Raw genomic sequence first — 24,474 nt, forward strand, 5'->3', positions numbered from 1 at the left:
GGCGTTCGTCGTCTCCCCGCGACGGCGCTGATCAGGACGCGTGAGTGACGCGGCCACCGAGCAGCGTGGCGCGCACCGGCATCCTGCGCAGCGCGTCGCCGTCCGCCGAGCGCGGGTCGAGACCGCACACTACGAGGTCCGCCGGGTCTCCCGGCCGGACGGCCGTCCGAACGCTCGCGCCGATGGCCTCGTCGATGCTCAACCGCTCATCCGGATGCCACGGATCCTGGCCCCGGTCCGCGCGCGTGACCGCGGCGGCGATCGCGGTCCACGGATCCAACGGCGACACGGGAGCATCCGATCCCAGCCGAAGCTCGACTCCGGCTCTGAGCAGCGATGCCATCGGGTAGGCGACGCCGGTCTGCCCCGCCCAGTACCGCGCCACGAGATCGCGGTCATCCAATGCGTGCTGCGGCTGGATGCTCGCGGCCAGCCCCAGCCGCGCCATCCGGGACAGGTCGGCGTGACGCAGGAGCTGTGCATGCTCGATCGTCCCGGTGCTTCCGGTCTGCGCGAAGGCATCCAGCGCGGATGCCGCGGCACGGTCCCCGATAGCGTGCACCGATGCTTCCAGCCCCGCGCCGGCCGCGCGGGTGAGCAACTCGATCAGCTCGGGCAGATCCACGGTCATCACGCCGTATCCGTCGCCGGGATACGGGTGCGAGCACGCCGCGGTCCTGGTGCCCAGTGAGCCATCGCTGATGACCTTGAGCCGTCCCACCTCGATCAGGCCGCCGCTCGCGAGGTCAGCTCCGGTCCGCAGCCCGGCGCCGATCGCGCGGTCCAGATCGGCGGGGTAGATCGCGAACTCGACGCGATGGGCATCGAACCCCGCCGCGCTCCGCCGCGCCCAGGCCTCCGCATTCCAGGCCATGTCGAAATCCACGATCCCGGTGATGCCGCGCGCCGCCGCTCTGGCGCCGGCCCCGCGCACCGCAGCATCCGCATGATCCGGATCGACGGCGTTCAGACGGCGGGAGATCTCGAACGCATCCTCCTCGCGGAGCACGCCGTCCGGCGCACGGAAGCCCTCGCGAGCGAGCGCGGCCGTGTTCAGCCACACACTGTGCACATCGGCGTTGATGAGGTACGTCGGGATCTCGCGCGTCGCGGCATCCAGAACCTCGAGGTCCGGAGCATCCGGCCAGAGCGCGTCGCGGAAGCCTGTGCCGATCCGTCGACCGTCCTGGCGCACCGGCACGTCGGACATCAGCGCGGCGGCCGCGCGCGCGGATGCCGCCTCCCCCAGCCAGGTCCGCTCCGAGGCCAGAGCCCACTGCACGGCGTGCACATGGTTGTCCCAGAGACCTGGCACGACCCAGGCGCCCTGCACATCCAGCACCTGGCCCCGCAGCGCGATCGCACCGGTGGGGGCGATGTCCACGATCAGGCCGTCGCGCATCAGCACGTCCACCGGTTCGTCGTCGAACAGGAACTCGCGCCCGGGGCCTGCGACGCGAACGGCCCGCAGCGCGGTGAACTGCTCACCGATCACGAGCCGGCGGCCCTGGTGCGCGCATCCTGTGCGCGACGCATCTCGGCGGCCAGCGCGGGATTCGCGTACGGGCCGGCGCCCTGCAACTCGGCGATCACGTTCTCGATCGTGGCGGCATCCTTGTTCTGGCTGAGCTTGCGCTTGGCGACGACCTTGGTCGGCGTGAGGCGGAAGCCGACCGTTCCCGCCTCCAGTCGCCGCACGAACGCCTCGTCGTTCGGACGCGACCACATGCCGCGGGGATCCGGCATCCGGGATTCGAAGCGCTCGACGAGCCGATCCAGCACCCGGAGGTTCTCCTCGGTGCTGAGCAGCTCCGCGACACCGGACACGTGCACGGCCGTGTAGTTCCACGTCGGAACACTCGCCGTGCCGGGGTCGTACCAGCCGGGCGAGATGTAGCCGTGCGGGCCCTCGAACATCACGAGCAGCTCGCGCCCGCCGAGATCGTGAAGCATGTCGTCCGGCCGACCGACATGCCCGACGATGGTCAGGTCGTCGCGGTCCTCGTCGAGAACCACGGCATAGTGCGAGGCGACCAGTCCGTCGTCCGCCGCGCTGACGAGCGACGCCCACGGATTCCGATCGATCACCCGCCGTATCTCAGCGACGTCGGCGAGGGTGAAACTGGGGTTCTGGCGCATAGAACCAGACTACGGCGGCGGCCGCACGGACCGCCGCCGCTGCTGCCTGCTACTTCTGCTCGACGACCGGGATCGCCTGCGTCTTCCACTGCTCGAAGCCTTGATCGCCCGCCATGAAGGCGTTCACCTCCGCTGTGCTGGCGCGGAGTTTCGGATCGTTGTCGAGGTACTTCTTCGTCTCGCGGGCGATCAGACCCGACAGGACGAGCAGCCCGATGAGGTTCGGCAGAGCCATGAGACCGTTCATCACATCCGAGAACGCCCAGACCACGCCGAGCTGCACCGTGCAGCCGACGAACACGACCAGCGAGAACACGACACGGAACGGCATGACCGCTCTGCGACCGAACAGCCGCTCGATGCAGCGCTCGCCGTAGTACGACCAGCCGAGGATCGTGGATCCGGCGAACAGCACGAGCCCGATCGTCACGATGTAGTGCCCCCACTCGCCGGGGAGACCATGCGAGAACGCCTCGCCGGTCATGAGCGCCGGACTGATCGGCTCCCCCGTCTCCGGGTCCGTCATCTTCCAGACGCCGGTCGTGATGATCACGAGCCCCGTGCAGGTGACGACGATGATCGTGTCGATGAAGGTCTGCGTCATCGACACGAGGCCCTGGCGAACCGGGTGGCTGGTTTTGGCCGCCGCTGCCGCGATCGCCGCCGACCCCATGCCCGACTCGTTCGAGAAGATCCCTCGGGCCACGCCGAACTGGACCGCGATGATGATCGCGGAGCCGGCGAACCCGCCGATCGGAGCGGTTCCTGTGAACGCGTCGGTGAAGATCTGCGCAAAAGCGGCGGGAACGTCGCCGATGTTGACGATCAGGATGTAGAGCGCGCCCAGCACGTAGAAGATGATCATGATCGGAACGAGGCCCGCGGTCACCCGACCGATCGACTTGATTCCCCCGACGAGCACCACCATCGCGAACGCGGTGAGCACGAGGCCCGTGACCCAGGTCGGAACGGAGAAGCTGTTCTCCATGTTCGATGCGATCGAGTTGCCCTGCGTCATGTTGCCGATGCCGAACGACGCGAACACGGCCGCGATCGCGAAGAACAGCGCGAGGAACTTGCCGAATCGGTTCGGGATGCCGCGTTCGAGGTAGTACTGCGGCCCGCCGGACTTCTCCCCCGCGGCATCCGTCTTGCGGAACCGAACGCCGAGGAAGGCTTCGGAGTATTTGGACGCCATGCCGAGGAGTCCAGTGATCCACATCCAGAACAGAGCGCCTGGTCCGCCGATGCCGATCGCGGTCGCCACACCGACGATGTTTCCCGTTCCCACGGTCGCGGCCAGTGCGGTGGTCAGCGCCTGGAACTGCGAGATGTCACCATCGGAATCCGGGTCCTTGCGGGTGAACAGTCCCAGACGCAGCGCGGAACCGAGGCGCACGAATTGGATCCCGCCGAGACGGATGGTCAGGTAAAGGCCGGTGCCGAGCAGCAGCGGTATGAGGACGAATGGCCCCCAGATGATGCCGCTGAGCCAGGACAGGAAGCCTTCTGCTCCGGAAAGATCCATGGGTGCTCCAATCGTGCCTTCGTTGCACGGAATGCTTTCACAGCATGCACTCTGGATCCAGCGCGACCTGCCGTTGCCGCGAGAATCACGCCTGGCAGGACGGGCACCAGTAGAGCTTGCGGGCGCCGATCTCCTCCAGCGCGATCTCCGTTCCGCAGATCCGACATGGGAGCCCTGCGCGGTGGTAGACCCAGTGGCGATCATCGCGACTCGCCATCGCGGCGCGGTATCGCTCGGGCGAGAGATCATCCATGGTCATCATCTGACCGGTCTCGACCCCGATCGCCAGCAGCCGCACCCAATCGCGCCACAGATCCCGCACGACCTCCTCCGGCACGTCGCGCCCAGGAGTGTGCGGGTTCAGCCGCGCACGGAACAGCATCTCGGCGCGGTAGACGTTCCCGATGCCGCTGACGACGGCCTGGTCCATGAGGAGCAGTGCGATCGCCGTCTGCTTCTTGCGCACGGCGCTCACGAAGCGCTCCTCGCCCTCGTCCGGATCTCCGACCAGTGGATCGGGTCCGAGCTTCGCGATCGTGGCGAGCATCTCGTCGGGCGTCTGGAGCACGCACGCGGTCGGTCCACGCAGGTCTGCGCAGGTGATGGGGGTCATCAGACGCAGACGCACCTGCCCGACCACCGGCGGAGGCCACTCTGCATCATCGTCGGCGAGGCCCTTCGTCTGCTCCGACATGCGCACGTGCACGCGAGTTCGGCGCGGGGCTCCGATCGACGTGAGCGAGTTCTCCCCAGCGTCGTCGAGAATCGCGTCCGCGTCGTCGAGTTCAGTGCCGCGCTGATTGGTCTGCCCCATCCGGCCGTTCGCCGAGGCGATCGTCGGATCGACGAGGATCTCCCCCGCGAAGTCCCACGCGCCGTACAGCCCGAGGTGCACGCGCAGCCAGACATCGCCCTCGGTCTCGAGGAACATCTGCTTTCCGACGGCCTGGACGCTGAGCGCCTCCCGTCCGTCGAGGACGGCAGCCCCCTCGGCGAAACGCCCCTGCGGGCTCGAGGCGACGAGCGTCTTCCCGACGAAGTTCCGCGCGAACTGGCGGGCGATGCGATGGACAGAATGCCCCTCGGGCATGTCAGGCCCGAGGATCCGGGAGCAACGATCCGTCGCGTTCGTAGTCCGCGATCTGACCGATACGACGCACGTGCCGCTCGTCGTTCGAGAACGGCGTCTCGACGAAGCGGTCGATGAAGCTGACGACTTCGTCGAAGGAGTGCTGGCGCGCGCCGATCGAGATCACGTTGGCGTCGTTGTGCTCGCGGGCGAGCTCCGCCGTCGAGAGGTTCCACACGAGCGCGGCCCTGATGCCCTCGACCTTGTTCGCGGCGATCTGCTCGCCGTTGCCCGAACCGCCGAACACCACACCCAGCGCGTCCACGCCTGCGCGCTGGTCGCTCACCACGGCCTGTGCCGCTCGGATGCAGAAGGCCGGGTAGTCATCCAGCGCGTCGTAGTCGACGGGACCGTGGTCGATGACGTCGTGCCCGGCGCTGAGAAGGTGGTCCTGCAGCTGGGTCGAGAAATCGAGACCTGCGTGATCGGTGGCGATATGGATGCGCATGGGACCCATCCTATTGACGGCGAGGAGGCGCCGAAGCCGTCCGTTACGGGACGAGACCCGCCGCCGCCGGCTTGAAGCCGGCACGGATGTTCTCGCAGCATCCCGGGCGGCAGACGTCGTACCAGGGACCGAGGTCCGTGACGTGCGCGCGGTCAGCCGCGGCGCGGCCATCCAGACGCTCCTCGACGAGATCGACGATCCCGGCGACGAAGGCCGGCGAGACGCCGGGGGTCGGGGTCCGCACGAACGCGAGCCCGGCCTCTCCCGCGGCCTCGGCGGCCTCGGTGTCGAGATCCCACAGCACTTCCATGTGGTCGCTCATGAAGCCCAGCGGCACGACGATGACGGTGCTCTTACCTCGGCCGGGCAGCTCGCCGATCACATCGCACACGTCGGGCTCGAGCCACGGCTGCGTCGGCGGGCCGGAGCGGGACTGGTAGACGAGCTCCCACTCCACGCCACCGGCAGAGGGGACCTCCGCCGCGATGCGGTCCATGACCCAGGCCGCGACGGCTTCGTGCTGCGCCGCATAGGCACCGCCCGGTCCCCAATCGACGTCCCTCGGACCGGATCGCTGGGCGTCATCGGTCGGCACGCTGTGCGTGGAGAACAGGACCTGGATCTGCTCGGCCGTCGTGCCGTCGGCCAGGTAGCCCTCGATCGCCGCTCGAACACCCTGGAGGAAGGCATCGACGAACCCAGGGTGGTCGAAGAACGGCCTGATCTTGTCGATCGTGACGCGATCTCCCAGGCCCGTGTCCTCGAGCACGCGCGCGAAGTCCTCGCGGTACTGCCGGCAGCTGGAGAACGAGCTGTAGGCGCTGGTCGCGAAGGCGAGCAGCGTGGTGTCGCCCGCCGCCTCGGCGTCGCGCACCGCGTCGTCCAGGTACGGCGTCCAGTTCCGGTTGCCCCAGTACACCGGGAGGTCGATGCCTCGCCGACTCAGCTCCGCCTCGAGCGCCGCCTTCAGCGCGCGGTTCTGGGCGTTGATCGGGCTGACTCCGCCGAAGTGCCGGTAGTGGTGCGCGACCGCCTCGAGACGCTCGTCAGGGATGCCGCGGCCGCGGGTGACGTTGCGCAGGAAGGGGATGACATCGTCCTGCCCCTCCGGCCCGCCGAATCCGGCGAGCAGGATGCCGTCGTACACGACCGGCGTCTCGACGAACGGCACGCCACCGGCCGCAGCCGGCGAAGCGAAGGGAACAGGAGAAGAGGCGTTCGCAGTCACCTCTCCATCCTTGCACTTCCTCTCGTCCGGCTCGGCCGCGTCCTGGCGTAGGCTGTCATGGTTGCCGTCGGCGCCAGCAGCGTCGTGGAGCGGTCGCACCCCCCTGACCCCTGGGAGAAGAGCAGTGCCTGGAGAGAACCTCACCCGTATCGAAGCGCAGGAGCGTCGAGCCCTCATCGATACGCAGTCCTATCAGGTCTCGTTGGACCTGACGAAGGGCGAGGAGGTGTTCGGTTCCCGCAGTGTGGTGCGCTTCAGCGCCCAGTCGGGCAGCTACACCTTCATCGATCTCATCGCGCGGGAGATCCGCGAGATCTCGCTCAACGGCGTTCAGCTGGACCCGAGCGAGGTCTTCACCGAGTCGCGCATCGCTCTGGCCGATCTGCAGGACGAGAACGTGCTCGTCGTCGATGCCGACTGCGAATACACCAACACCGGTGAGGGCCTGCACCGCTTCGTCGACCCGGTCGACGGCGAGGTCTACCTCTACTCGCAGTTCGAGGTTCCGGACTCCCGTCGCGTGTTCGCCGTCTTCGAGCAGCCCGACCTCAAGGCCACGTTCCAGTTCACGGTCACGGCTCCCGCCGCGTGGAAGGTCATCTCGAACTCCCCCACGCCGGAGCCGATCGTCCACGACGACCAGACCACCGCCACCTGGGGCTTCGAGCCGACACCGCGGATCTCCTCCTACATCACCGCATTGGTCGCCGGACCGTACGAGTCGACCTTCTCGGAGCTGACGAGCGCCTCCGGCCGCATCATCCCGCTCGGTGTCTACGGTCGCAAGAGCCTGTGGCAGCACCTCGACGCGGACTACATCTTCGACAAGACCCGCGAAGGCTTCGCCTACTACGAGGCCAAGTTCGGGGTGCCGTACCCCTTCGCGAAGTACGACCAGCTCTTCGTCCCGGAGTTCAACGCCGGAGCGATGGAGAACGCCGGCGCCGTCACATTCACGGAGGCCTATGTCTTCCGCAGCAAGGTGACGGATGCCGTGAAGGAGCGTCGCGTCGTGACGATCCTGCACGAGCTCGCGCACATGTGGTTCGGCGACCTGGTGACGATGAAGTGGTGGAACGACCTGTGGCTGAACGAGTCGTTCGCCGAGTGGGCGTCGACCATCGCCACCGCCGAGGCCACCGAGTGGACCGAGGCCTGGACCACCTTCAACGCGATGGAGAAGACCTGGGCCTACCGTCAGGACCAGCTGCCGTCCACGCATCCGATCGTCGCCGAGATCAACGATCTCGAGGACGTCCAGGTCAACTTCGACGGCATCACGTACGCCAAGGGCGGTTCCGTCCTCAAGCAGCTCGCCGCCTGGGTCGGTATCGAAGCCTTCTTCGCCGGCGTCTCGCAGTACTTCCAGAAGCACTCCTGGGGCAACACCGAGCTGAGCGACCTGCTCACCGAGCTCGAGGCGACCAGCGGACGCGAGCTGAGCACCTGGTCGAAGAAGTGGCTCGAGACCGCCGGTGTGAACACCCTCGCACCGGTCGTGGAAGAGGATGCCGACGGCAAGGTCAGCCGCTTCGCAGTCACGCAGACCGCCCCGGCCGACTACCCGACGATCCGGCCGCACCGCCTCGGCATCGGCTTCTACGATCTGGTCGACGGATCGCTGCAGCGCACGCACTACGTCGAGATCGATGTCGACGGCGACCGCACCGAGGTGCCGGAGCTCAAGGGCATCGCGCGGCCGGACCTGATCCTGCTGAACGACAACGATCTCGCGTACGCGAAGATCCGCCTCGATGACCGCTCGCTGGCCACGGCGGTCGCGCACCTCGCCGATATCGCGGACCCGCTCGCCCGCTCCCTCGTCTGGGGCGCGGCCTGGGATCAGACCCGTGATGCCGAGAGCGCGGCATCCGACTACATCGACCTGGTGCTCGGCAACATCGGCCGCGAGACCGAGTCGACGACCGTCCGCACCACTCTCGCGCAGCTGCGCACCGCGGCGACGCTGTACGTCGCGCCGGCCGATCGCGCAGCCGCCAGGCAGAAGGTCGCCGACGGCCTGTGGGAGCTTGCGCAGTCGGCAGATGCGGGCAGCGACAGCCAACTCCAGTTCGTCACCGCGTTCGCCGGCAACCTCGTGACCGGTGAGCACGCCGGCATCGTCGGACGCCTGCGCGCGGGCGAGGAGACGCTGCCCGGCCTCGAGGTCGACACGGATCTGTCCTGGCAGTTGCTCGTCGGCCTCGCCACGATCGGCGCGACAGATGCTTCGTCGATCGATGCCGCGCTCGCCGCCGACAACACGTCCAAGGGAGCCGAGTTCGCGGCGCAGGCGCGCGCCGCGCTTCCGACCGTCGCGGACAAGAAGATCGCATGGGCGTCGCTCGTCGAGAAGGACGACGCACCGAACACGATCGTCCGCTCGGCAGCGCTCGGCTTCGTGCATCCTGCCGGCGTCGAGGTCCTCGACGAGTTCGTTCCCGCGTACTTCGACATGCTGCTCCCGATCTGGGAGTCGCGGACCTACCAGATCGCGAACTATCTGATCGTCGGGCTGTACCCGACCGCTCTCGCCAGCCGCGAACTGCGCGACGCGACGCGCTCCTGGCTCTCCGCGAATGCGGAGGCCGCTCCGGCACTGCGTCGTCTGGTGAGCGAGAACCTCGCCGACGTCGAGCGGTCGCTCGCGGCGCAGAGCCGCGACGAAGAGCGCTGAGCTCGGCATCCTCCTGCCCGCGGGCCTCTGCAGTGCTGTTCCAGCTGCTGCAGAGGCCCGCTCGGTAGAATCGGGCGTGATGATCACCTTCGCCGAACCCACCGCCCCACCGGCGACCACTGAGATCTCCACCGCGTGGACCGACTTCCTGGCTTTTCTCGGAACGGTCGGTGAGCGAGCCCTTCAGGTCGCGATCATCATCGTCGTCGCCTTCCTGATCGGGCTCGCCCTGCGGTTCGTCGTCCACCGCGTCGTCAAGCGGATCGTCGACAGCGCCAAGTCCAAGGCGAATGTCGACGACACTCAGGCGCTGGAGCGCTCACCACTGGCCGATATGCGCCTCGTGCAGCGCACGCGCACGCTGGGATCGATCCTCCAGAACATCATCAACGTGGCTGTCACGATCGTGGCGCTGCTCATGGTCGTCTCGGTGATATCTCCCGATCTGATCGGCTCGCTCACGCTTCTCACCGCCGCGGTCGGCGCCGGCCTCGGTTTCGGCGCCCAGAACATCGTCAAGGACGTCCTGAACGGCATGTTCATCGTCGCCGAGGATCAGATCGGGATCGGCGACGTCGTCGACCTCGGACTCGCCTCCGGTGTCGTGGAGTACGTCAGCGTCCGCATCACGCAGGTGCGCGACGTCAACGGCACGCTCTGGTACGTCCGCAACGGCGAGGTCACCCGCATCGGGAACATGTCGCAGGGCTGGGCGCGCGCCATCATCGATCTCGGCGTCGCTCCGGATGCCGATCTGGAAGCGGTCGAGAAGTCGATGCTGGAGACCGCGCAGGAGCTCGCCAAGGACCCGAAGTGGCGTACGCGGATCGTGGAGCGCCCCGAGATCTGGGGCCTGGAATCCATCACCGGCGACGCGCTCGTCGTGCGCGTCGTCATGAAGACCAGAGCCAACGCGAAGGACGACGTCGCGCAAGAGCTGCGCGCCCGGCTCAAGAAGGCGCTCGACGGCCTCGAGATCGGCATCCCGAGCATGACGACCGTCACGCCGACGGGCCTGGACGGCGCCCGGCGCGTCCGCGGTGCGAACCCGCCTCGCACGCGCCCCAACGCCATCACCGGCGTACCGCCGGTCGCCGAGCGCGGGATCTGGCGACGAAAGAAGTCGGGCGGCTCCGACGACAGCACCGGATCGGGAAGCGAGAAGAAGTGACGTTCTACGACGAGGTCGGGGGCTTCCCGACGTTCGAACGGCTGGTGTCGACGTTCTACCGCGAGGTCGCGCTCGACCCCGTGCTCAAGCCGATGTACCCGGAGGAGGACCTCGGCCCTGCGGCGGAGCGGCTGACGCTGTTCCTCGTCCAGTACTGGGGCGGACCGACGACGTACGGCGAGACCCGCGGGCACCCTCGGCTGCGCATGCGGCACATGCCGTTCCATGTCGACCCTGACGCACGGGATCGTTGGCTGCGCTGCATGCGGACGGCCGTGGATGAGGCCGAGTTGTCGCCGCTGCACGAATCCACACTCTGGGACTACCTGGAACGCGCCGCCTATGCCATGGTGAACACATTCGAGCCGTCCGGCATCGGCCCTGTCGCCGCCGGGCGTCCGACGCTCGAGACCCGCAGTCAGGATTCACCGGAGAACACATGACGACCACGCCCCCGTCCGCAGACGTACTCGTGATCGGATGGGGGCTGGCAGGCCTCGTCGCCGCTTCGGAGGCGGTCGCGGTCGGCCGCCGTGTGGTGCTGATCGATCAAGAGCCGCGCTCGAATCTGGGCGGGCAGGCGTGGTGGTCGTTCGGTGGGCTGTTCCTCGTCGACTCGCCGGAGCAGCGACGGATGGGCATCAAGGACTCGCTGGAGCTCGCGACGCAGGACTGGCTCGGAGGCGCAGGCTTCGATCGACCGGAGGACGCCTGGCCGCGCAGGTGGGCCGAGGCCTACCTGCAGTTCGCGGCCGGCGAGAAGCGCGCCTGGTTGCGGGAGAAGGGCGTGAGCTTCTTCCCGGTGGTGGGCTGGGCGGAGCGCGGCGGCTACGGTGCGCTGGGCCCCGGCAATTCCGTCCCCCGCTTCCACATCACCTGGGGCACCGGCCCCGGGGTGGTCGCGCCGTTCGCCGCTGCTGTCGGCGCGGCTGAGGATGCCGGGACGCTGACGGTCCTCCCCCGCCACCGCGTGCGGGAACTGATCGTCTCGGGAGGGACCGTCACCGGTGCCCGCGGCGACGTGCTGCAGGACAGCGCCGAGGCCAGAGGCGTGGCGAGCAGCCGCGACGTCGTCGGGGAGTTCGAGATCACCGCCGGCGCGACGGTCGTGGCCTCCGGCGGCATCGGCGGCAACCACGAGCTCGTGCGCGCCGCCTGGCCCTCTCGGCTCGGGAACGCGCCGGACCACATGCTCTCCGGCGTTCCCGCTTACGTCGACGGGTCCATGCAGTCCGTCTCCGCAGCCGCCGGCGCGCATCTCATCAACGGCGACCGGATGTGGCATTACGTCGAGGGAATCGCCAACTGGGATCCGGTGTGGCCGGCGCACGGAATCCGGATCCTCCCCGGCCCGTCGTCCCTCTGGCTCGATGCCACCGGCAGGCGGCTCCCGGTGCCGCTGTTCCCCGGGTTCGACACGCTCGGGACGCTCGCGCACCTCCGGACGACCGGTCACGACCATTCCTGGTTCATCACGACCCGTCAGATCGTCGAGAAGGAGTTCGCCCTCTCCGGCAGCGAGCAGAATCCGGATCTCACGGGCAAGGACATCCCCTTGCTGCTGAAGTCCCGACTCGCGAAGGGGCCCACGGGCCCCGTCCAGGCGTTCCTCGACGAAGGCGAGGACTTCATCGTGGAGAACGATCTGGAGACCCTTCTGGAGCAGCTGCGGCGCGCCCCGGACGGCGATCTGCTGGATCTGGATCATGTCCGGCGCGAGATCCTCGCGCGCGATCGCGAGATCGACAACGACTTCACCAAGGACGCGCAGATCGGGATGCTGCGCTCCATGCGCTCGTATCGCGGTGACAAGCTCATCCGCACGGCGAGCCCGCACCGGCTGCAGGACCCGGCTGCCGGCCCGTTGATCGCCGTGAAGCTGCATGTGCTGACGCGCAAGTCGCTCGGCGGCATCGAGACCGATCTCGACGGACGGACTCTGGGAACGGACGGCACGCCGATCCCCGGTCTCTACGCCGCAGGTGAGGCAAGCGGGTTCGGCGGCGGCGGCGTGCACGGCTACCGCGCGCTGGAGGGGACCTTCCTCGGCGGGTGCCTTTTCTCCGGACGGCAGGCAGGGCGCGCGGCCGCCCGCTCCGTCTAGTTCGCTGCTCCCGTACCGCGCACCGGCGTGAGGCCGGTGGCGACCGGACCGCGCGCGAGCACGTGGCCGCGACGGAAGGCCATCCGCGTCCAGCGTCCCGAGCGCATCACCGGAACCTCTTCCTCCCCGGAGATGAAGCCGAGCGCATCGGCGGCGAAGGCCATACCGCGCGGAAGGTCGCCCAGGTCGGGGTCGGGCTGCCCCCAGATGGCCGCGCGCAGGGCGCGCACGGCTTCTTCGCCGGCGCCGTCCGTCGTCCCGTGCGCGACGGCGCTGATGCCCCACTGCGCGCGCTGAGCGACGACGGATGCCGTGAGCGCCGACTCGCGCTGCCAATCGCCGCGCGGTGGCGCGATGCCGGCCCACGGCGGTGCGAGCGCGGTCTCCGGGAGCTCCAGCATCCGGTCGTCGTCTGTGGCCGTGAGCGACGCGACCACGAGATCGCATTCCAGCTCCGGGTCCGCCGCGACGACCCGCATGGCGAGAACGGTCGGGGTCTGGTCGAAGAGGCCGTGAGGCGCGAGTGCGGCAGTGGTGAGCGCGAGGACGCCGGCTCTGGCCTGCAGTCGCACCCCTTCGTCGGAGATGCGCGCAGCGCGACCGACGAAGGTCAGGACGTCTCGGGTGGTTTCGGGATCGGCGAGCACGAGACGAGGAGGCACGCGCTCTAGACTACCGAGGTGCGGCGCCCGGCCGCGGGGAGGACTGTCATGAGCGAAGACACACGCGCCGAGGCATCCGTCGAACTGCTGCTGGATGTACTCGATCTGGACGAGAGCTCGGCGCGTACGACCGAGGACATCTTCACCGGTCGCTCGCACGCCATGCCGACGGGTCGCATCTACGGTGGTCAGGTGCTGGCGCAGTCGCTCATCGCCGCTGAGCGCACGATGCCGCCCGAGCGCGCGGTGCACTCGATGCACGGGTACTTCCTTCGTCCGGGGGATGCCTCGCAGGGCTTGACGATCGCTGTCGATCGGATCCATGACGGTCGTTCCTTCTCGACACGGCGCTCCCAGGCGTACCAGAACGGGGTGCCGATCTTCTCGATGATCGCGTCCTTCCAGGACGAGAGCCCCGGGGTCGAGCACGCCGCTCCCCTGCCGTCCGGTCTGCCCGCCCCCGAGGACGTCGCACCGGACGAGGAGCTCGTCACCGGCGTGCATCCGCTGTCGATGCGGATGCTGCGGGATCGACCGGCCGACGTGCGTCACGTCGAAGGCCCGATCTATCTCACCGTCGAGGGCGAGCACCGTCCTCATCAGGCGGTCTGGATGCGGATCAGGGCGCAGATGCCGGATGACGAGCGTCTGCATCGCGCCGCGCTGGCGTATCTCAGCGACATGACGATCCAGGAGTCGATCCTGCGCGCGCACGGCGTCTCGTGGGCGCTCTCCGGGCTCAAGGTCGCCAGCCTCGACCACGCGATGTGGTGGCATCGACCCGCCCGCGCCGATCAGTGGCTGCTGTACGTGCAGGAGTCGCCGAACGCCCGTGGCGGCCGCGGACTCGCGTCGGGACGCATCTACACGCGTGCCGGCGCCCTGGTCGCGAGTGTCGCGCAGGAGATCATGATCCGCGTGCCGGACGGCGACGCCCGGCGCTGAGCGCCTGCAGGGCGTCAGGGGCGCTCAGCGGTGCGCGTAGACGATCGGGTCGCCGATGTACGGCTCCCACGCCGTCCGCATCTCGGGGGTGATGCGCGTGGGACGTCCTGTCCGCGCATCGACGAGCACGATCACCGCCGTGGAGCGCGCATAGATCACGCGCTCTTCGGAGGCGGGATCGTTGTGCACTTCGTAGCAGACCTCCACGCTCGACCCGCCGAGCTTGCCGAACCACATCTGCACTTCGAGCGGATGCCGCTGGTACGGCACCGGCGCGAGGTACTCGATCTCCTGCCGAGCGATGAGCGTGAGGACGCCCTGCTCGATTCCGGAATCGAGCACCGCGGTCGACGGTGCCTGCTCCCCCGGCCCCGGCTTCCAGAAGGCACGCACGCGCGCCTCCTCGAGGAGCTTGAGCATCGAGGTGTTGTTGACGTGGTTGAACGCGTCGAGATCGCCCCACCGCAGATGGATGGGGATGTGCAGCCTAGTCACGCGTGAGCTTGCGGTGCGTGGTGCGGTGCGGACGCGCGGCGTCAGGACCGAGGCGCTCGATCTTGTTCGCCTCGTACGCCTCGAAGTTGCCCTCGAACCAGTACCACTGGGCCGGGTTCTCGTCCGTGCCCTCGTACGCGAGGATGTGCGTCGCGATGCGGTCGAGGAACCACCGGTCGTGCGTGATGACCACGGCGCAACCGGGGAACTCGAGCAGGGCGTTCTCGAGCGAGCTGAGGGTTTCGACGTCGAGGTCGTTGGTCGGCTCATCGAGAAGCAGCAGGTTGCCGCCCTCCTTGAGCGTCAGCGCGAGGTTCAGTCGGTTGCGCTCACCGCCGGAGAGCACGCCGGCCTTCTTCTGCTGGTCCGGACCCTTGAACCCGAACTTCGACACGTATGCCCGCGAGGGGATCTCGGTCTTGCCGACCGTGATGATGTCGAGGCCGTCGGAGACGACTTCCCAGAGCGTCTTGTTCGGGTCGATGCTGGAGCGCGACTGGTCGACGTAGCTGATCTTGACCGTCTCTCCGACCTTCAAGTCGCCGCCGTCGAGCGGCTCGAGGCCGACGATCGTCTTGAACAGCGTCGTCTTACCGACGCCGTTGGGGCCGATCACGCCGACGATGCCGTTCGGCGGCAGGCTGAAGCTGAGGCCGTCGATGAGCGTGCGGTCGCCGAAGCCCTTCTGCAGCTTCTTCGCCTCGATGACGACGCTGCCGAGGCGCGGGCCCGCCGGGATCTGGATCTCCTCGAAGTCGAGCTTCCTGGTGCGCTCGGCCTCGGTCGCCATCTCCTCGTAGCGGGCCAGACGCGCCTTCGACTTGGTCTGACGGCCCTTCGCGCTGGAGCGGACCCACTCGAGCTCCTCCTTGAGGCGCTTGGCAAGCTTGGCGTCCTTCTTGCCCTGGATTTCGAGGCGTTCGCCCTTCTTCTCCAGGTACGTGGAGTAGTTGCCCTCGTACCCGATCAGGCGTCCGCGGTCTACCTCGGCGATCCACTCGGCGACGTGGTCGAGGAAGTACCGGTCGTGGGTGATCGCGATGACCGCGCCCTTGTAGGCCTGGAGGTGCTGCTCGAGCCACAGCACGCTCTCGGCGTCCAGGTGGTTGGTGGGCTCGTCGAGCAGCAGCAGATCGGGCTTCTGGAGCAGCAGCTTCGCCAGGGCGACGCGACGGCGCTCACCACCCGAGAGCGGGGCGATCTCGGCATCCGCCGGCGGGGTGCGCAGCGCATCCATCGCCTGCTCGAGCTGGGAGTCGAGATCCCAGCCGTCGGCTGCGTCGATCTCCTCCTGCAGCGTGCCCATCTCGGCGAGCAGCGTGTCGAAGTCCGCGTCGGGGTCGGCCATCTGCGCCGAGATCTCGTTGAACCGGTCGACCTTGGCCTTGATCGCAATGCCGTCCTGGATGTTCTCGAGAACGGTCTTCGACTCGTCCAGCTCCGGCTCCTGCATCAGGATGCCGACGGAGAACCCTGGGCTGAGCTTGGCCTCACCGTTGGACGGCGTGTCGAGACCGGCCATGATCTTCAGGATCGTCGACTTACCGGCGCCGTTCGGGCCGACCATGCCGATCTTCGCGCCGGGGAGGAACGCCATGGTGACGTCGTCGAGGATGAGCTTGTCGCCCACTGCCTTGCGTGCACGGACCATCGAGTAGATGTACTCTGCCACGGAAAACCGCTCCTTCTGTTGGCGTCGTGAATCGACACTCCAGCCTACCGGCTGCGTGCGGTGCGGATTCCGGTCACCAGTCGATCGGACGGGTCGCGCCGATCAGGCAGCGCCCCTCGGCGAGCTGATCCGTCACCGTCGTCACCGGCTGGCCGGTCGACGGACCCACCTGACCGATCAGGCATTCCGCTTCCCCCCACCGGACCGAGAACTGCAGGCTCTCGACGGGGTTGCCGACGGTGGTCTCGTCCGCGGTGACCTGCATCGCCGCCTTGTCGAATCCCGCCGCGACGAGCGCGTCGATGTACGCGCGCCCCTGGTTCGCCTGCTCGGAGCCCGCGACTGCGGCTGTGACTGCCGCGAACAGCGGAAGATTGTCGGCGGCCGTTCCCTCGGGAAGGAGCACCGGTCCCGCGGGGTCCGTGGGCTGCGCCGTCGCGTCGGGGCTGGTCGTCGTGGATTCCGACGGAGCCGATGGCACGGGGTTCGTCGGCTGCGGCGTGCAGGCGACGAGAGCGATCGCGCACAATGCTGCGACGGAGAACGCGAATGCACGCACGGCGGGAACGACAGGTCGGCGAGGCACGCTTCGAGTCTAGGGTGCGTGCATCGCCGACCCCGTGAACGATGTCAGGCGGCACTGTGGGTCGACTCGAGCTCCCACGAAGGGTCGACGACCGCGGTTTCCTCCTCCCGCGCGGTTTCCTCGTCCAGGTCGGACTCGGACGCGGGATCACGATCGGCCGGCGTCGAATCGGCCGTCTCGGCGCCCGTCGTGCGCGAGACCGCCGGCCGGTTGCGGGCGAACGCGCTGGTCCCCCAGCGCAGATCGTGACCGATTGCCTCCGCATCGATGTCGAGACTCGTGCCGCGAGCCGTGCCGTTGTCCCAGTCCCTGACGCGGAGCCGACCCGTCACGATGACCGGGTGGCCCTTCTGCAGCGACGCGCGCGCCTGGACCGCGAGCTGCCGATAGGCCGAGACGTTGTACCAGTTCGTGCCTGTGTCGATCCACGTCTGCGATTTCGCGTCGTAACGACTCTGGCTGCTCCCGACGCGGAAGTTCACGACGGGCACGCCGGTCGCCGTGGTGTTGCCGCCGGGGTCGTTTCCGATGAATCCCATGATCGTGATGGTGTCGTTCATCGCCTGCTCCTCAAAGAAACCCGGGTCGAGCCCGGCTGCGCAACAGCGTGCCGCGTCAGCCGGACGTCTGCGCACGCGATCGGGGCCGGTCCCCGGGAACGGTGGAGAAACGAACAGATCACTGCGGATGTGCAGGGCGACTGCGCGACCGCGTGGCAGCGCGAGCCGAGGTCGATGTCGGAGGTCGGTCATATGTTCGAACCGAAAGGAGATACCGATGCACGACACCACGATCACCGCCCTTCCCGACATCCCCTACGCCACCCCGACGCTTGCTTCCGACCGCGAGCGACTCGTCAGAGCGAGCGATCACCTGTGGCGCGTGCAGGACGCCGCCGGGCGCATCCTCGGTCATCTCCGCATCGCGGCCGAACCGCTCGGCCTTCGCTACCGAGCCGAGCGTCTGCACCTCGCATCCGGAGCCTTCCGACTCATCGGCGAATTCTGGACGGCCGACGAGGCCGTCCAGACGCTGCGCTATCTCCGATGAGGCGCGCCTGATGGCGACTGACCCTGATCACCAGCGAGAGCTGCAGGCGCGCCACAGATACCGCAGCTTCGTCCACCTGATCGCCTACCTGGCAGCGCATCCATGTGCCGACTGCGGTGAATCCGACCCTGTCGTGCTCGATTTCGATCATCTGCCTGGCTTCACGAAGAGTTTCGAGATCGGACGCGCGGTCGGAGGTTCGACGCGGTCGTGGAAGCTCATCCGGCAGGAGATCGACAAGTGCGAGGTCGTCTGCGCGAATTGCCACCGCCGCCGCGGCGCCAGACGCGCGAATCACCTCAACTATCGGCTGTCGGCCGGGTCGTTGTCAGCGCCCACGATGACCACCGATGATCGGCGACGGCGAGTTCCGCACGGAGGCGGCGCAAGAGTTCGCCACGGTTGCCCCTGCGATGCGTGCCGAGAACGTCGACGCGAGTACGCGCAGGCAAGGCGGGCGGCACAGGCCGAGCGCCTGAACAACGAGCGGGATGTCGGTAGGCTTATGGACGACCCTCAGTAGCTCAGCGGAAGAGCATCGATCTTCTAAGTCGCCGGTCGCAGGTTCGAATCCTGCCTGGGGGGCCAATGTCTGCGCGCTCATTAGGATGCCTGTATGGCAACTGCGTCTGAGAACGATCGACTCGTCTGGATCGACTGCGAGATGACAGGGCTCGATCTCGCGATCGACGAGCTCGTCGAGATCGCGGTCGTCATCACCGATTTCGAGTTGAGGCCGCTCGATCCCGGCTTCCAGGTCGTGATCAAGCCGAGCGATGCCGCGTTGGACCACATGAACGACTTCGTGACGAACATGCACCGCTCGTCTGGCCTGATCGACGAGATTCCCGGCGGTGTGAGCCTGGCCGAAGCCGAAGCTCAGACGCTCGCCTACATCAAGCGCTTCGTCCCGCTCGAGCGCAAGGCGCCGCTCGCCGGCAACACCATCGGCACCGACCGGATGTTCCTCGCGAAGTACATGCCACAGATCGATCAGTGGCTGCACTACCGCAACGTCGACGTGTCCAGCATCAAGGAGCTGTCGCGTCGCTGGTACCCGCGCGTGTTCTTCCAAGCTCCAGCGAAGGACGGCGGACATCGTGCGCTCGCCGACATCCTGGAGTCCATTCGGGAGCTGCGCTACTACCGGTCGGCGGTCTTCGTGCCCGAGCCCGGTCCGTCCAGCGACGAAGCGCGCATCATCTCCACGGCCACGGTGTCGACGTTCGCGAACGACATCTGACCCGGGTGTCATTCGCAGCCTCAGACGTGTATTAGAATCGTCTGGTTGCCTGCTGACAGCAGGCGCATGGTGGCTATAGCTCAGTTGGTAGAGCACCGCGTTGTGGTCGCGGGGGTCGCGGGTTCGAGCCCCGTTAGCCACCCCAATCATCGAGGTGTTCGCGTCCGATCCAGTCGGGTGCGAGCACCTCGATCTCGTTTCCGGCCGTCGATAGGATTGTCGGACAGTTGTCGCCGATGCTGAGGAGTGCATTGTGAAAGCCGTCCGATTCACCGCCTGGAAGACCTTCCCCACCATCGACGACGTGCCCCGTCCCACGCCAGGCCCCGGCGAGGTGCTCCTCAAGATCGCAGGCGCAGGCGCGTGCCACTCCGACGTCGCCGTCTTCGAGCAGTTCGACGAGAGCATGGGTGAGCAGCTCGCCCCGAGCTACACGCTCGGACACGAGAACTCGGGCTGGATCGAAGAACTCGGCGACGGCGTGACCGGCCTCTCCATCGGAGACGCCTTCCTGTCCTACGGACCCATCGGATGCGGTCACTGCCCGGCCTGCTCGCGGGGACAGGACACCTACTGCTACAACGCCGCCACGCAGCCGTACCTGGCCACCGGGCTCGGTCGCGACGGCGGCATGGCGGAGTACATGACGGTGCCCGCTCGCAACCTCGTGCCGCTGGGCGACGCCGATCCGGTCGTCGCCGCTCCGCTCTCGGATGCCGGACTCACCCCGTATCACGCCATCAAGCTGGCCCTCCCGAAGCTCTCCGGCGGTGGCAAGTCCGCTCTCGTGATCGGCCTCGGCGGACTCGGCCAGATCGCGGTCCAGATCCTCACGGCGATCACCGGTGCGACCGTGTACGCCACCGACATGAAGCCCGAGGCCATGGCCGAGGCCGAGAAGTCCGGCGCGGTGACGATCGCCGGCGGCGAGGGCCAGGCGGAGCGCATCCGCGAGGCGACCGGCGGTCAGGGCGTCGACGCGGTGTTCGACTTCGTCGGCATCACGCCGACCATCCGACTGGCGCAGCAGGTGATCGCCCGCCGCGGCCGGATCACGGTCGTCGGCGTCGCCGGCGGTCCCGTCGACTGGAACTTCTACGCGAACCCGTATGAGGCCGAACTCACCAACACGTACTGGGGCACGATCGAGGAGCTCTACGAGGTCGTCGAGCTGTATCGCGCCGGCAAGATCACTCCTCAGGTGAAGACGTACTCGATGGACCAGGCGCTGCAGGCCTACCACGACCTGCACGACGGCAAGCTCAGCGGGCGCGCGGTGGTCACACCGCACGCCTGAGCCGCCTCGCGTCCGGTTCGGAGAGCGCCGGCGTCGCGCCATAGAATCGGCGGGTGTCGCTGACCGTCTGGCTCTCCCTGCTCGCAGCGTCGGTCGTCATCAGCTTCACGCCGGGCGCCGGCGCCATCAACACGATGTCGAACGCGCTGAACGAGGGGTGGCGGCGCGCCATCTGGGGAGTGATCGGCCAGCAGCTCGCACTCGTCGTGCACGTCGTGATCGTCGCCGCGGGCGTCGGTCTGCTCGTCGCCCGCTCTCCCCTGCTGTTCGACATCGTGCGGTATGCCGGGGCGGCCTATCTCGTGTACCTCGGCATCCGGATGATCCTCGCGAAGCCGACCCCGCAGGCGGATGCCGAGCAACTGCCGCGCGTGCGCGAGAGCACCTGGTCCATGGTGCGCCGCGGGTTCTGGGTGAATCTGCTCAATCCCAAGGCCATCGTCTTCTTCCTCGCGTTCATCCCGCAGTTCATCCGCCTCGATCAGCCTGCGCTTCCGCAGTACCTGATCCTCATCACGACCGTCGTGGTCGTCGACGTGATCGTGATGTGGTTCTTCTTCGCCGCGGCCGCGGGGCCCTTCCGACGGCTCACCCGCACCCCGCGAGGCCAGCGCACCCTGAACATCGTCTTCGGTGCGCTCTTCCTCGCCGTCGCCGGCCTGCTGCTGTTCGTCCACTGACCCCGGTGCACCCGTAGTCTTGACCACGATGGAAATGGATGCCGCGACCTTCGAGCAGCTCGTCGTCGACGAGCTGGATCTGCTGCCGGACGAGATGGTCGAGGGCCTCGACAACGTGGTCTTCGTCGTCGAAGACCGTCCGGAGGACGGCAGTCTCGACCTTCTCGGCCTCTACGACGGCCTCGCCCTCACCGAGCGCGGCCAGTACGGAATGGGCGAACTGCCCGATCGCATCATCGTGTACCGCGACCCCCACCTCGAGCAGTGCGACACGGAGGATGACCTGCGCGACGAGGTCCATACGACCCTGGTCCACGAGATCGCGCACTTCTACGGCATCGACGACGACCAGCTCCACGAGTTGGGGTGGGCATGACCTCCCCCATCGCGACGCCGGATATCGAAAAGACCCTCGACCTCTCAGCGGCTCCGCTGGAACCGTGGCAGGTCGTCGTGTGGAACGACCCGGTCAACCTCATGAGCTACGTCGTGCGCGTGTTCCGCACGTACTTCGGCTACTCGCAGGACCGCGCAACCCAACTGATGCTCTCCGTCCACCACGACGGGCACGCGATCGTCGCCACGGGTCCGCGGGAGACCATGGAGGTGCACGCACAGGCGATGCACGACTACGGCCTGTGGGCCACCGTCCGGAAGGCTCCGCAGTGACCGCACGCTCCGTCCGGCTCGATCTCGCCGCGATCGAGGGGCTTCATCTCGCGCATCTCCTCGACGAGTTCCAGGACATGCTCAGAACCGACGCGACCGAGCAGACGGACGATCCGGCTGTGGCACGGCTCGCACCCGACGCGTACCCGGAGGATGCCGGAGCATCACGGGCCTTCACAGACGCCACCCGGGACGATCTGCTCGATCGACGGCTGGCCGAGGCTGCGATCGTCCGTTCGGCTCTCGCGGACTTCGATGCGGGACACGACCTGTTCGACGAGCAGGTGGCGCCCGGCACTCTCGCGGTCCTGATCCCGGATGCCGAATTCGACGCGTGGCTGCGCACGCTCACGGCTCTGCGGCTCGTCCTCGCGACCCGGCTCGGGATCGTCGACGAGGACGCACTCGACGAGGATGATCCTCGCCGCGGCGTGTACGACTGGCTCGGCTATCGCCTGGAGGGACTGATTCAGTCCGCAGACGAACTCGGCTGACGACGCCTTCTACGGGACCTGCACCTGGACGTTCGCGAGTCCGCGCGGGTCATCCCTCTCGAGATGGGTCAGCTCCTGCGCTGCCCACTGCTCCCAGTGCGGCCGGAACGCATCGCCGTCCCGTTGCAGCGCTCGCGTCTTCCGCGTCGCATCGGGCGACTCCACCCACACGCGCACGTCCGCGATCCGTGCGGTCTGCGGAGTGATCGTTCCGCACCCCTCGAGGATGATCCCGAGAGCCGGATCAACGGCATGGCTCTCGGCATCCGCTCCGCGCTCCCAGTCCCAGCGACGCCAGGTTCCGATGCGTCCGCGGCCATGAGGCCGCAGGATCTCGTCGAGCGCGCGCTGCGTTCCGGCATCCAGCCCGTCCCAGCCGGGATAGAGCGAATCCATCGCGATCAGTTGAGGACGTCCCGTCAGCGGCCATCGCTCCGCGATGAGGCGGGCGAGCGTCGTCTTGCCCGCGCCGCTTCGTCCGTCGATCAGGACGACCGGGTTGGCGGCGGAAACCGCGGAGATCGCCTCTGTGACGCGAGTCGCCGCGGCATCCAGCGCTGCTGTGACCTGAGCGGAGCTACTTCTTGAGGGCACGGATGACACGCGAGAGCGCACGTCCGGCGACCCACACGAACGGGATCGCGACGACGATCAGCGGGATGAGGTTCGGCTCGAACCGCAGTCCCTCCTCGCGACGCACATAGACGCCGAGCGGGACGGACACGCCGTATCCCCCGCCGCCCTCGCCAGCCTCCGCCGTTCCGGCCCCGAAGCCGGTCACGGTGAGTGCGACGGGCGTGATGCTCGCACCGTCGACGTCCTGCGGCTCGCCGTATGCGCTCTTCACGCCGAAGTCGGCGGCCAGCTTCCCAAGTTCCACTGCGATGTTCGGCATGCGTCAACGCTAGTCCACTCGGACGCTCGCCGCGCCGTCAATCGGTTCCGTGCGCCTTCGGATGCCGGGGCGCACCGCGCCCGTCCCCTCGGCCGAGATGCCGGGCGCGGGTGATGGTGCTGTTGCCGAAGCGAGCCCGTGCACTGTCGAGCGCGCCCTCGACGCGCCGCCAGTCCTCATCGTCGTCCCACAACGCGAACGCACCGCCGCCTGCGGGCTGGAGCTTCTCTGCCCGCACTCCCACCAGGCGGACCGGACCGCGACGGTCGATCTGCTCGAAGAGCTCCTGCGCGGCCGTTCCGATGCGCTGCCCCACCGCGGTCGGCTCCGCCAGCGTCTGCGAGCGATTCACGGTCGTGAAGTCATCGAAGCGGATCTTGATCGCGACCGTCCGCGTCTCCCATTCGGCGCGTCGCAGCCGGGCGGCCACCCGATCAGACAACCGCAGCAGCTCGGATCGGAGCATCTCCCGATCGGTGATGTCGACGTCGAAGGTCTCCTCGTGCCCCACGCTCTTCTCGACGCGCGTGGTCTCGACACCGCGGGGATCCTCGCCAAGGGCGAGTTCTGCGAGTCGATGACCGAGCGCAGGGCCCACCGCGCGCTCGAGCATCTCCGAAGACGACTCCCTGATGTCGCGGATCGTCCGGATGCCGCGAGCCTCCAGCGCCTCGGCCGCCTTCGGCCCGACGCCCCACATCGCCCGCACAGGGCGCGGCGCGAGGAAGTCCAGCGTGTCCGCCGCGGCGACGATGAGCAGCCCATCCGGCTTGGACAGCGTCGACGCCATCTTGGCGACGTGCTTGGTCGCCGCCACACCCACGCTGCAGGTGATGCCGACCTCGCCGAGCACGCGCTCGCGCACCAGCTGTGCGATCCGCCCTGGACTCCCCCACAGACGCCGCACGCCCTGCACGTCGAGGAACGCCTCATCGACCGACAGCGGCTCGACCAACGGCGTGAACGACTCGAAGATCGTCATCACCTGACGGGAGATCTCCTGGTAGCGGCGGAAGTCGGGCAGGACGATGCGCGCGGTCGGACACAGTCGCACGGCCTGGGACACGGGCATGGCGGCGCGGACGCCGTATCGGCGTGCCTCGTACGACGCGCTGGAGACGACCGACCGGCCGTCGGGGGCGCCGATGATCAGCGGCAGGCCGCGCAGCGAGGGGTCGTCGAGAACCGCGACCGCGGCGTAGAACGCGTCCATGTCGACGTGCAGAATGCGCGTACCCGCATCATCCGCGCCTTCGGGCGAGATGATGCGACCCGAACCATCTCCGCGCCCCATGCGTCCATTCTCGCCGACACCACCGACATTGGATGATCCGTCGGCATGGCGCCTGCGCGCCATGCCGA

Annotated in this window: 27 protein-coding genes and 2 tRNA genes; 15 read left to right on the plus strand and 14 right to left on the minus strand. The window is 67.9% G+C overall.

Annotated features, from left to right (window positions below; genetic code table 11):
* Positions 1-31: 31 nt before the first annotated feature.
* From ACWAT3_RS02530 to ACWAT3_RS02555, 6 genes are all read right to left on the minus strand, one after another.
* Positions 32-1,495: an amidohydrolase gene (locus tag ACWAT3_RS02530; RefSeq protein ID WP_460795611.1), complete on the minus strand. Its 1,464-nt coding sequence runs from the start codon at positions 1,493-1,495 to the stop codon at positions 32-34.
* Positions 1,492-2,139 carry an FMN-binding negative transcriptional regulator gene (locus tag ACWAT3_RS02535; RefSeq protein ID WP_460795612.1) on the minus strand — a complete coding sequence of 216 codons (648 nt, stop codon included), beginning with the start codon at positions 2,137-2,139 and terminating at the stop codon, positions 1,492-1,494. Before ACWAT3_RS02535 ends, ACWAT3_RS02530 begins: the two co-directional genes overlap by 4 nt.
* 49 nt (positions 2,140-2,188) lie before the next feature.
* Positions 2,189-3,667, minus strand: coding sequence for an alanine/glycine:cation symporter family protein (locus ACWAT3_RS02540; protein WP_460795614.1), 1,479 nt, complete (start codon positions 3,665-3,667; stop codon positions 2,189-2,191).
* An 85-nt stretch (positions 3,668-3,752) separates the two neighbouring features.
* On the minus strand, positions 3,753-4,757 hold the full coding sequence (locus tag ACWAT3_RS02545; RefSeq protein WP_460795615.1) for an Fpg/Nei family DNA glycosylase: 1,005 nt from the start codon (positions 4,755-4,757) through the stop codon (positions 3,753-3,755).
* Between the two features lies 1 nt (position 4,758).
* Positions 4,759-5,244, minus strand: a complete 486-nt coding sequence (locus tag ACWAT3_RS02550) for a ribose-5-phosphate isomerase (protein WP_460795617.1) — start codon at positions 5,242-5,244, stop codon at positions 4,759-4,761.
* A gap of 43 nt (positions 5,245-5,287) precedes the next feature.
* Complete coding sequence (locus ACWAT3_RS02555) at positions 5,288-6,472, minus strand: ferrochelatase (protein WP_460795619.1); 1,185 nt, start codon at positions 6,470-6,472, stop codon at positions 5,288-5,290.
* A gap of 124 nt (positions 6,473-6,596) precedes the next feature.
* On the opposite strand from ACWAT3_RS02555, the gene pepN reads away from it, so the two are divergent.
* From pepN to ACWAT3_RS02575, 4 genes are all read left to right on the plus strand, one after another.
* Positions 6,597-9,149: an aminopeptidase N gene (pepN, locus tag ACWAT3_RS02560; RefSeq protein ID WP_460795621.1), complete on the plus strand. Its 2,553-nt coding sequence runs from the start codon at positions 6,597-6,599 to the stop codon at positions 9,147-9,149.
* A gap of 79 nt (positions 9,150-9,228) precedes the next feature.
* Positions 9,229-10,320 carry a mechanosensitive ion channel family protein gene (locus tag ACWAT3_RS02565; protein ID WP_460795871.1) on the plus strand — a complete coding sequence of 364 codons (1,092 nt, stop codon included), beginning with the start codon at positions 9,229-9,231 and terminating at the stop codon, positions 10,318-10,320.
* Entirely contained in the window at positions 10,317-10,763 is a 447-nt protein-coding gene (locus ACWAT3_RS02570; protein WP_460795622.1) for a globin, read from the plus strand. Before ACWAT3_RS02565 ends, ACWAT3_RS02570 begins: the two co-directional genes overlap by 4 nt.
* The gene (locus tag ACWAT3_RS02575) at positions 10,760-12,424 is read left to right on the plus strand and encodes an FAD-binding dehydrogenase (protein WP_460795624.1); all 1,665 of its coding nucleotides are present in this window, start codon (positions 10,760-10,762) and stop codon (positions 12,422-12,424) included. Before ACWAT3_RS02570 ends, ACWAT3_RS02575 begins: the two co-directional genes overlap by 4 nt.
* Here ACWAT3_RS02575 and ACWAT3_RS02580 read toward each other — a convergent pair.
* A complete protein-coding gene (locus ACWAT3_RS02580) occupies positions 12,421-13,086 on the minus strand; it encodes a hypothetical protein (RefSeq protein ID WP_460795626.1) in 666 nt (221 codons plus the stop codon). The two genes, ACWAT3_RS02575 and ACWAT3_RS02580, sit on opposite strands and share 4 nt — an antisense overlap.
* 48 nt (positions 13,087-13,134) lie before the next feature.
* On the opposite strand from ACWAT3_RS02580, the gene ACWAT3_RS02585 reads away from it, so the two are divergent.
* On the plus strand, positions 13,135-14,031 hold the full coding sequence (locus tag ACWAT3_RS02585; protein WP_460795627.1) for an acyl-CoA thioesterase: 897 nt from the start codon (positions 13,135-13,137) through the stop codon (positions 14,029-14,031).
* Between the two features lie 24 nt (positions 14,032-14,055).
* Here ACWAT3_RS02585 and ACWAT3_RS02590 read toward each other — a convergent pair whose 3' ends face one another.
* The 4 genes from ACWAT3_RS02590 to ACWAT3_RS02605 all read right to left on the minus strand — a co-directional run bounded on the left by ACWAT3_RS02590 (position 14,056) and on the right by ACWAT3_RS02605 (position 17,344).
* Positions 14,056-14,526, minus strand: coding sequence for an acyl-CoA thioesterase (locus ACWAT3_RS02590; RefSeq protein WP_460795628.1), 471 nt, complete (start codon positions 14,524-14,526; stop codon positions 14,056-14,058).
* Entirely contained in the window at positions 14,519-16,198 is a 1,680-nt protein-coding gene (ettA, locus tag ACWAT3_RS02595; protein ID WP_460795630.1) for an energy-dependent translational throttle protein EttA, read from the minus strand. Before ettA ends, ACWAT3_RS02590 begins: the two co-directional genes overlap by 8 nt.
* Positions 16,199-16,271: 73 nt before the next feature.
* Positions 16,272-16,784, minus strand: coding sequence for a DUF6993 domain-containing protein (locus ACWAT3_RS02600; protein ID WP_460795631.1), 513 nt, complete (start codon positions 16,782-16,784; stop codon positions 16,272-16,274).
* Positions 16,785-16,828: 44 nt separating this feature from the next.
* Complete coding sequence (locus ACWAT3_RS02605) at positions 16,829-17,344, minus strand: single-stranded DNA-binding protein (RefSeq protein WP_460795633.1); 516 nt, start codon at positions 17,342-17,344, stop codon at positions 16,829-16,831.
* 217 nt (positions 17,345-17,561) lie between these two features.
* Here ACWAT3_RS02605 and ACWAT3_RS02610 point away from each other — a divergent pair, with 217 nt between their 5' ends.
* From ACWAT3_RS02610 to ACWAT3_RS02655, 10 genes are all read left to right on the plus strand, one after another.
* Positions 17,562-17,834, plus strand: a complete 273-nt coding sequence (locus tag ACWAT3_RS02610) for a hypothetical protein (protein WP_460795634.1) — start codon at positions 17,562-17,564, stop codon at positions 17,832-17,834.
* Positions 17,835-17,844: 10 nt separating this feature from the next.
* Entirely contained in the window at positions 17,845-18,357 is a 513-nt protein-coding gene (locus ACWAT3_RS02615; protein WP_460795636.1) for a hypothetical protein, read from the plus strand.
* Positions 18,348-18,422: transfer RNA gene (locus ACWAT3_RS02620), tRNA-Arg, on the plus strand. The genes ACWAT3_RS02615 and ACWAT3_RS02620 overlap by 10 nt, the downstream gene beginning before the upstream one ends.
* Positions 18,423-18,450: 28 nt before the next feature.
* Entirely contained in the window at positions 18,451-19,077 is a 627-nt protein-coding gene (gene orn / locus ACWAT3_RS02625) for an oligoribonuclease (protein WP_460795638.1), read from the plus strand.
* 69 nt (positions 19,078-19,146) lie between these two features.
* Positions 19,147-19,222 (plus strand) — tRNA-His (locus ACWAT3_RS02630).
* Between the two features lie 108 nt (positions 19,223-19,330).
* Positions 19,331-20,374, plus strand: a complete 1,044-nt coding sequence (locus ACWAT3_RS02635) for an NAD(P)-dependent alcohol dehydrogenase (protein WP_460795640.1) — start codon at positions 19,331-19,333, stop codon at positions 20,372-20,374.
* Between the two features lie 53 nt (positions 20,375-20,427).
* On the plus strand, positions 20,428-21,054 hold the full coding sequence (locus tag ACWAT3_RS02640) for a LysE family translocator (RefSeq protein WP_460795642.1): 627 nt from the start codon (positions 20,428-20,430) through the stop codon (positions 21,052-21,054).
* 28 nt (positions 21,055-21,082) lie between these two features.
* The gene (locus tag ACWAT3_RS02645; RefSeq protein WP_460795644.1) at positions 21,083-21,430 is read left to right on the plus strand and encodes a metallopeptidase family protein; all 348 of its coding nucleotides are present in this window, start codon (positions 21,083-21,085) and stop codon (positions 21,428-21,430) included.
* A complete protein-coding gene (clpS, locus tag ACWAT3_RS02650; RefSeq protein WP_460795645.1) occupies positions 21,427-21,723 on the plus strand; it encodes an ATP-dependent Clp protease adapter ClpS in 297 nt (98 codons plus the stop codon). Before ACWAT3_RS02645 ends, clpS begins: the two co-directional genes overlap by 4 nt.
* Entirely contained in the window at positions 21,720-22,217 is a 498-nt protein-coding gene (locus ACWAT3_RS02655) for a DUF2017 family protein (protein ID WP_460795647.1), read from the plus strand. Before clpS ends, ACWAT3_RS02655 begins: the two co-directional genes overlap by 4 nt.
* A gap of 9 nt (positions 22,218-22,226) precedes the next feature.
* Here ACWAT3_RS02655 and ACWAT3_RS02660 read toward each other — a convergent pair whose 3' ends face one another.
* From ACWAT3_RS02660 to dinB, 3 genes are read right to left on the minus strand one after another with little or no spacing between them, the layout of a single operon-like run.
* On the minus strand, positions 22,227-22,811 hold the full coding sequence (locus ACWAT3_RS02660; protein ID WP_460795648.1) for a nucleoside/nucleotide kinase family protein: 585 nt from the start codon (positions 22,809-22,811) through the stop codon (positions 22,227-22,229).
* On the minus strand, positions 22,795-23,112 hold the full coding sequence (locus ACWAT3_RS02665; RefSeq protein ID WP_460795650.1) for a hypothetical protein: 318 nt from the start codon (positions 23,110-23,112) through the stop codon (positions 22,795-22,797). The genes ACWAT3_RS02660 and ACWAT3_RS02665 overlap by 17 nt, the downstream gene beginning before the upstream one ends.
* Positions 23,113-23,149: 37 nt before the next feature.
* Positions 23,150-24,406 (minus strand): DNA polymerase IV, encoded by a 1,257-nt coding sequence (dinB, locus tag ACWAT3_RS02670; RefSeq protein ID WP_460795652.1) that lies wholly within the window; start codon positions 24,404-24,406, stop codon positions 23,150-23,152.
* Positions 24,407-24,474: the final 68 nt, after the last annotated feature.

This window comes from Microbacterium sp. GXF0217, from assembly GCF_054798195.1.

What these genes read in the sequence shown, in the direction of transcription:
- ACWAT3_RS02535 (WP_460795612.1), bottom strand. Translation starts at nt 2,139, where the DNA reads ATGCGCCAGAACCCCAGTTTCACCCTCGCCGACGTCGCTGAGATACGG.
- ACWAT3_RS02550 (WP_460795617.1), bottom strand. Translation starts at nt 5,244, where the DNA reads ATGCGCATCCATATCGCCACCGATCACGCAGGTCTCGATTTCTCGACC.
- ACWAT3_RS02615 (WP_460795636.1), top strand. Translation starts at nt 17,845, where the DNA reads ATGGCGACTGACCCTGATCACCAGCGAGAGCTGCAGGCGCGCCACAGA.
- ACWAT3_RS02565 (WP_460795871.1), top strand. Translation starts at nt 9,229, where the DNA reads ATGATCACCTTCGCCGAACCCACCGCCCCACCGGCGACCACTGAGATC.
- ACWAT3_RS02645 (WP_460795644.1), top strand. Translation starts at nt 21,083, where the DNA reads ATGGAAATGGATGCCGCGACCTTCGAGCAGCTCGTCGTCGACGAGCTG.
- ACWAT3_RS02585 (WP_460795627.1), top strand. Translation starts at nt 13,135, where the DNA reads ATGAGCGAAGACACACGCGCCGAGGCATCCGTCGAACTGCTGCTGGAT.
- ACWAT3_RS02545 (WP_460795615.1), bottom strand. Translation starts at nt 4,757, where the DNA reads ATGCCCGAGGGGCATTCTGTCCATCGCATCGCCCGCCAGTTCGCGCGG.
- ACWAT3_RS02665 (WP_460795650.1), bottom strand. Translation starts at nt 23,112, where the DNA reads ATGCCGAACATCGCAGTGGAACTTGGGAAGCTGGCCGCCGACTTCGGC.
- ACWAT3_RS02605 (WP_460795633.1), bottom strand. Translation starts at nt 17,344, where the DNA reads ATGAACGACACCATCACGATCATGGGATTCATCGGAAACGACCCCGGC.
- ACWAT3_RS02575 (WP_460795624.1), top strand. Translation starts at nt 10,760, where the DNA reads ATGACGACCACGCCCCCGTCCGCAGACGTACTCGTGATCGGATGGGGG.
- ACWAT3_RS02610 (WP_460795634.1), top strand. Translation starts at nt 17,562, where the DNA reads ATGCACGACACCACGATCACCGCCCTTCCCGACATCCCCTACGCCACC.
- clpS (WP_460795645.1), top strand. Translation starts at nt 21,427, where the DNA reads ATGACCTCCCCCATCGCGACGCCGGATATCGAAAAGACCCTCGACCTC.
- orn (WP_460795638.1), top strand. Translation starts at nt 18,451, where the DNA reads ATGGCAACTGCGTCTGAGAACGATCGACTCGTCTGGATCGACTGCGAG.
- dinB (WP_460795652.1), bottom strand. Translation starts at nt 24,406, where the DNA reads ATGGGGCGCGGAGATGGTTCGGGTCGCATCATCTCGCCCGAAGGCGCG.
- ACWAT3_RS02540 (WP_460795614.1), bottom strand. Translation starts at nt 3,667, where the DNA reads ATGGATCTTTCCGGAGCAGAAGGCTTCCTGTCCTGGCTCAGCGGCATC.